The 7,288-nt window shown below is 66.3% G+C and carries 2 protein-coding genes; both read left to right on the forward strand.

What is annotated here, in order from left to right; all coding sequences use genetic code 11:
* Window positions 1–121: 121 nt before the first annotated feature.
* On the forward strand, window positions 122–3,586 hold the full coding sequence (gene car / locus AC1DY7_RS20675; protein ID WP_477495588.1) for a carboxylic acid reductase: 3,465 nt from the start codon (window positions 122–124) through the stop codon (window positions 3,584–3,586).
* A gap of 172 nt (window positions 3,587–3,758) precedes the next feature.
* Window positions 3,759–7,244 (forward strand): carboxylic acid reductase, encoded by a 3,486-nt coding sequence (car, locus tag AC1DY7_RS20680; protein WP_477495589.1) that lies wholly within the window; start codon window positions 3,759–3,761, stop codon window positions 7,242–7,244.
* The last annotated feature ends 44 nt before the right edge of the window (window positions 7,245–7,288 follow it).

The following is a 7,288-nucleotide window of genomic DNA, read 5'->3' on the forward strand; positions in this document are numbered from 1 at the left end:
GGTAGCCGCCGCATTCGGGCATATCTTTAGTTTTGCTAACGTTGTTTCGAGTACGCGGCCGCAGAGGCCGTCGGATAACACCAAAATTTCCACTGATCTGAAGAGTTATCGGGGGTTCCACATGACCAACGACGTGAGCGCCGAGCGCTTCGAGCGCCGCCTCAACCACCTGTACGACACCGATGCGCAGTTCGCCGCCGCGGCACCCAGCGCCGAGGTGATCGCCGCCGTCGACGCCCCGGGGCTGCGACTGCCCGACGTCGTCAAGACGGTGCTGCAGGGCTACGGGGACCGGCCCGCGCTGGGACAGCGCGCGGTCGAGTTCGTCACCGACCCGGCGACCGGACGCACCTCCGCCGCACTGCTGCCTCGTTTCGACACCATCAGCCACCGGCAGCTCTGGGACCGCGTCCACGCCATTGCCAACGCCTGGCGCGACCAGCCGGTCGCCGTCGGCGATCGTGTCGCCATCCTCGGCTTCACCAGCGTCGACTACACGACCTTGGACACCGCGCTGACCCAACTGGGCGCCGTCTCGGTGCCGCTGCAGACCAGCGCGCCGGTGGCGCAACTGGAGCCGATCGTCGCCGAGACCGAACCGGTGTTGATCGCGACGAGCATCGACTACCTCGACGACGCCATCGCCTTGGTCGAGGGCGCGAACACCAAGCATCTGGTGGTCTTCGACTTTTCCCCGGAAGTGGACGACCAGCGTGAGGCTGTCGACGCGGCGCGCGTGCGCTTGGGTGACACGGTCGCCGTCGAGGTACTCGGCGACGTGCTCGAGCGCGGCGCGGGTCTGCCCGACACCGCAGGGGTGACAGCCCCCGAAGACGATCCGCTGGCCCTGCTCATCTACACCTCCGGCAGCACCGGTGCCCCGAAGGGCGCGATGTACCTGGAGAGCAAGGTCGCCAACATCTGGCGACCGGCCGCCAATGCGCACTGGGACGACAGCCAGGGCACCGTGCCCTCGATCGTGCTGAGCTTCATGCCGATGAGTCACGTCATGGGCCGCGGCATCCTCTACGGTGCCCTCGCCGCCGGCGGCACCGTCAACTTCGCCGCCAAAGCCGACCTGTCCACCTTCCTCGAAGACCTCGCGCTGACCCGGCCCACGCAGCTGAACTTCGTGCCGCGCATCTGGGACATGCTGTTCCAGGAATTCCAGAGCCGCACCAGTCACGGAGCCGACGAGGACGTGGTGCTCGCCGACATGCGCGAGAACGTGCTCGGCGGGCGCTACGTCAGCGCGCTGACCGGTTCCGCGCCCATCTCACCCGAACTAAAGGGCTGGGTCGAGCGGCTGCTCGATCAGCATCTGCTGGAGGGCTACGGCTCGACGGAGGCCGGCTCGGTGTTCGTCGACGGCCGGATCACCCGCCCGCCGGTGCTCGAATACAAGCTCGTCGACGTTCCCGAGCTCGGCTACCGGCTGTCCGACGTGCCGCACCCGCGCGGTGAACTCCTGGTCAAGTCCACTCAGCTGTTCCCCGGTTACTACAAGCGGCCCGAGATCACCGCGCAGATGTTCGACGAGAACGGTTTCTACCGCACCGGCGACATCGTCGCCGAGCTCGGACCCGACGAGGTCCGCTACGTCGACCGGCGCAACAACGTGCTCAAACTGGCGCAGGGTGAGTTCGTCACCGTCTCCAAGCTGGAGGCCGCGTTCAACAGCAGCCCGCTGGTGCAACAGATCTACATCTACGGCAACAGCTCCCGGCCCTACCTGCTGGCTGTTGTGGTGCCCAGCGATCCGACGGCAACAAAGGCGGCCATCGCCGCATCGCTGACGGACACCGCCCGCGCCGCCGATCTGCAGAGCTACGAGGTTCCGCGGGACTTCCTCATCGAGACGGCACCTTTCACCGTCGAGAACGGTCTGCTGACCGGCATCCGCAAGCTGGCCTGGCCCAAGCTCAAGGAACGTTACGGCGCCGAACTCGAAGACCTCTATCGCGCGCTGGCCGACGGCCAGGCCAACGAGCTGCAGGCCCTGCGCCAGCACGGCGGAGACGCACCGGTGCTGGAGACGGTCAGCCGTGCGGCCATCGCGCTGCTGGGCGCCGCGAGCAGCGACGTCGCCGCGGATGCGCATTTCACCGACCTGGGTGGGGATTCGCTGTCGGCGTTGACATTCGGGAACCTGTTGCAGGAGATCTTCGGTGTCGAGGTGCCGGTGTCGGTGATCGTGAGCCCGACCTCGGATCTGGCGACCATCGCGGCGCACATCGAAACCGAACGGGCCGGGGGAACCGGCCGGCCGACCTTCGCGTCCGTGCACGGTGCCGGCGCCACGGAAGTGCACGCCGCCGATCTGACCCTGGACAAGTTCCTCGACGCCGCGACACTGGCTGCCGCGCCGAGCCTTCCGCGCCCCGCCGCCGAAGTTCGTACGGTCCTGTTGACCGGTGCCACCGGATTTCTTGGTCGCTATCTGGCCCTGGAGTGGCTGGAGCGGATGGACCTGGTCGACGGCAAGCTGATCTGCCTGGTGCGTGCGCGTTCCGATGCGGAAGCGCGGGCCCGGCTGGACAAGACGTTCGACTCCGGTGACCCGAAGTTGTTGGCGCACTACCGTGAATTGGCCGCCGATCACCTGGAGGTCATCGCCGGCGACAAGGGTGAAGCCGACCTCGGGTTGGACAAGGCCACCTGGCAGCGCCTCGCCGACACCGTCGACTTCATCGTCGATCCGGCGGCACTGGTCAACCACGTGTTGCCCTACAGCGAACTGTTCGGCCCCAACGCCCTGGGTACCGCCGAGCTGATCCGGATCGCGCTGACCACCAAGATCAAGCAGTTCGCCTATGTCTCCACGATCGGGGTGGCCGGCGGCATCGAGCCCGGAAAGTTCGTCGAGGACGCCGACGTCCGGACCATCAGTGCCACAAGGGTTGTCGACGACGGTTATGCCAACGGCTACGGGACCAGCAAGTGGGCCGGCGAGGTGCTCCTGCGGGAGGCCCATGACCTGGCCGGGCTGCCGGTGTCGGTGTTCCGCTGCGACATGATCCTGGCCGACACCACCTACGCCGGACAGCTGAACCTGCCCGACATGTTCACCCGGATGATGTTCAGCCTGATGGCCACGGGTGTGGCGCCCAAGTCGTTCAATCAGCTTGACGCACAAGGAAATCGGCAGCGAGCGCACTACGACGGGCTGCCGGTCGAGTTCATCGCCGAAGCGATCTCCACCCTCGGTGCGCATGTCGAGGACGGGTTCGAGACCTACCACGTGATGAACCCGTACGACGACGGCATCAGCATGGACACCTTCGTCGACTGGTTGATCGAGGCCGGTTACAAGATCGAACGTGTCGATGACTACAGCGATTGGCTCGATCGCTTCGAGACCACGCTGCGGGGGTTGCCGGACAAGCAACGGCAGGCGTCGCTGCTGCCGCTGCTGCACAACTACCAGCAGCCCGGCGTCCCGGTGAACGGCGCCATGGCCCCCACCGAGGTGTTTCGCACCGCCGTGCAGGACGCGAAAATTGGCCCGGACAAAGACATTCCGCATGTCAGCGCCCCGGTGATCGTGAAGTACATCACCGATCTGCAGTTGCTCGGCCTGCTCTGAGAACAGAACTCCTGGTCGCCGCCAGTGCCGACGGCGGCCAGGGTTCTCCCAGTGCATTGACAGCCGCGAACGGGAATTCACGGTCGCGTTCGCTCGTCATTCTTTATGGAGCCCAACGATGCGCTCACTTCCACATTTGTCTTGAAATACCAAACGTTTTAGAGGTTCCGTGATGTCGACCGATACCCAAGACGAACGGCTCGAACGCCGCATCGCCGACTTGATCGCCAATGATTCCCAGTTCGCCGCCGCCCGGCCCGATACCGCGGTCGGAAAGGCCGCAGAGGCCGACGGCATCAGACTCCCGCAGATCGTGCAGACCGTCCTGACGGGCTACGCCGACCGGCCCGCCCTCGGCCAGCGCGCCGTGGAGTTCGTCACCGATCCGGCCACCGGCCGCACCAGCGCCGCGTTGTTGCCGCACTTCGACACGGTCAGCTATGCCGAGCTGTGGAGCCGGGTCCGCGCTGCCGCCAGCGCCCTACACGCCTCCGGCGTCGAAGAAGGCGACCGGGTGGCCATCCTCGGCTTCACCAGTGCCGACTACACCGTGATCGACACCGCGCTCGGCCAGATCGGGGCCGTTTCCGTTCCGCTGCAGTCGAGTTCGTCCGCATCGGCACTGGCGCCCATCCTGGCCGAAACCGAGCCGCGTGTCATCGCCGCCAGCGTCTCCTACCTCGACGAGGCCGTCGAGCTTGCACTCACCGGCCACGCACCGGACCGCGTCATCGTGTTCGACTTCCACCCCGAGGTCGATGACGACCGCGAGGCGCTGGCCGCCGCTGCCGAGGCGTTGCGCCCGGCCACGGTCGTGGTGGAGACGTTCACCGAACTGCTGACCCGTGGTGCCGACCTGCCCCAGGCACCGGCGCCGAGCTCGGAGGATGCGAATCCGTTGGCACTGTTGATCTACACCTCCGGAAGCACCGGTGCCCCCAAGGGCGCGATGTACCTGGAGAGTCAGGTCTCCTCCTTCTGGCAGCGCTCCAGCGAGTCCTGGTTCGGACCGAGCGTCGCGTCGATCAACCTCAACTTCATGCCGATGAGCCACGTGATGGGCCGCGGCATCCTGTACAGCAGCCTGGCCGCGGGCGGCACGTGCTACTTCGCCGCGCGCGCCGATCTGTCCACGCTCCTGGAGGATCTGGCGCTGGCCCGCCCGACCGAGCTGAACTTCGTCCCGCGCGTCTGGGAGATGCTCTACCAAGAGTTCCAGAGCCGCACCGCGCACGGCGCCGACGATGACGCGGTACTGGCCGACATGCGAGACAACCTGCTCGGCGGTCGCTACGTGGACGCCATGACGGGCTCGGCCCCGATCACCGATGCGCTCAAGGCGTGGGTGGAGACCTTCCTCGGTATCCATCTGCGTGAGGGCTACGGCTCCACCGAGGCCGGCATGGTGTTCTTCGACGGTCAGGTGCAGCGCCCCCCGACGCTCGACTACAAGCTGGTGGACGTCCCCGACCTCGGCTACTACCGCACCGACCAGCCGCACCCCCGCGGCGAGCTTCTGGTCAAGACCGTCAACCTGTTCCCTGGTTACTACAAGCGCCCCGAGGTGACCGCCGGCGTGTTCGACGAGGACGGTTTCTACCGCACCGGCGACATCGTCGCCGAGACGGGACCCGACCAGATCCGCTACGTCGACCGGCGCAACAACGTGCTCAAGTTGGCCCAGGGTGAGTTCGTCACCTTGGCCAAACTGGAAGCCGCGTTCAGCAACAACAGCCCGCTGGTCCGCCAGCTCTACGTCTACGGCAACAGCGCCCAGCCGTACCTGCTGGCCGTCGTCGTGCCCACCGAGGATGCACTGGCACGGTTCGAGCCCGAGGAACTCAAGCGCAACATCGCGGCGTCGTTCCAGGACGTCGCCAAGGCGCTGGAATTGCAGTCCTACGAGGTGCCACGGGATTTCATCATCGAGACCACCCCGTTCACCGTGGAGAACGGATTGCTGACCGGCATCCGGAAGCTGGCGTGGCCCAAGCTCAAGGCCCAGTACGGACCCTCGTTGGAAGAGCTGTACACCGTCCTCGCCGACGGTCAGGCCCGCGAACTGCAGGAGCTCCGCGCTGCGGGTGCCGACGGTCCGGTTGCCGGCACCGTGGTGCGGGCGGCGGCGGCACTGCTCGGTGTCGCGGCCTCGGACGTGACCGAGGACGCGCATTTCACCGACCTGGGCGGGGATTCGCTGTCGGCGTTGACATTCGGCAATCTGTTGCAGGAGATCTTCGGTGTCGAGGTGCCCGTCTCGGTGATCGTCAGCCCGGCCTCGGATCTGTCGACCATCGCCGACCACATCGAGACGCAGCGGGCGGGCGGAACGGGCAGGCCGACGTTCGCCTCGGTGCACGGCCGCCACGCCGGCGAGGTCACCGCGAGCGAGCTGACCCTGGAGAAGTTCCTCGACGCCGCGACTCTTGCTGCAGCGCCGGACCTTCCGGCCGCCAGCAGCGAGGTCCGCACGGTGCTGCTGACCGGCGCCACCGGCTTTCTTGGTCGCTATCTGGCCCTGGAGTGGCTGGAGCGGATGGACCTGGTCGACGGCAAGCTGATCTGCCTGGTGCGTGCGCGTTCCGACGACGAAGCGCGGAGTCGTCTCGACAAGATCTTCGAGACCGGCGACGCGAAGTTGTTGGCGCACTACCGCGAATTGGCCGCCGATCACCTGGAGGTCATCGCCGGCGACAAGGGTGAAGCCGATCTCGGCTTGGACAAGGCCACCTGGCAGCGCCTCGCCGACACCGTCGACCTCATCGTCGATCCGGCGGCACTGGTCAACCATGTGCTGCCCTACAGCGAACTGTTCGGCCCCAACGCCCTGGGCACCGCCGAGCTGATCCGGATCGCGCTCACCACCAAGATCAAGCCGTTCATCTACGTCTCGACCATTGGTGTGGGCGACCAGATCCAGCCGGGCACGTTCGTCGAGGATGCCGATGTCCGGGTGATGAGTTCGGTGCGCGCGATCAACGACAACTACGCCAACGGGTACGGGACCAGCAAGTGGGCCGGCGAGGTGCTCCTGCGGGAGGCCCATGACCTGGCCGGGCTGCCGGTGTCGGTGTTCCGCTGCGACATGATCCTGGCCGACACCACCTACGCCGGTCAGCTGAACCTGCCCGACATGTTCACCCGGATGATGTTCAGCCTCGTCGCGACCGGGATCGCACCGGAGTCGTTCTACACCCTGGACGCCGCCGGCAAGCGGCAGGCATCGCATTACGACGGGCTTCCGGTGGAGTTCATCGCCGAAGCGATCTCGACCCTGGGCGCACACGTGCAGAACGGGTTCGAGACCTATCACGTGATGAACCCGTACGACGACGGCATCAGCATGGACACCTTCGTCGACTGGTTGATCGAGGCGGGCTACAAGGTCGAGCGGGTCGGCGACTACACCGGCTGGCTCAGTCGCTTCGAATCCACATTGCGGGGGTTGCCGGACCGGCAGCGCCAGGCGTCGCTGCTACCGCTGCTGCACAACTACCAGCATCCAGAGACCCCGGTGAACGGGTCGATCGCGCCGACCGACGTGTTCCGCGCCGCGGTGCAGGAAGCGAAAATCGGTCCGGACAAGGACATCCCGCATGTCAGTGCGCCGGTGATCGTCAAGTACATCACCGACCTGCAGCTGCTCGGGCTGCTCTAGCGGGACACCCAGACCGTCGAGCCTGCGGGGGGTCGCGCCTCAAC

The organism is Mycobacterium sp. P2_H7 (assembly GCF_056403275.1).

Coding starts and splice junctions, on each gene's coding strand:
- car (WP_477495588.1), top strand. CDS start 122: ATGACCAACGACGTGAGCGCCGAGCGCTTCGAGCGCCGCCTCAACCAC.
- car (WP_477495589.1), top strand. CDS start 3,759: ATGTCGACCGATACCCAAGACGAACGGCTCGAACGCCGCATCGCCGAC.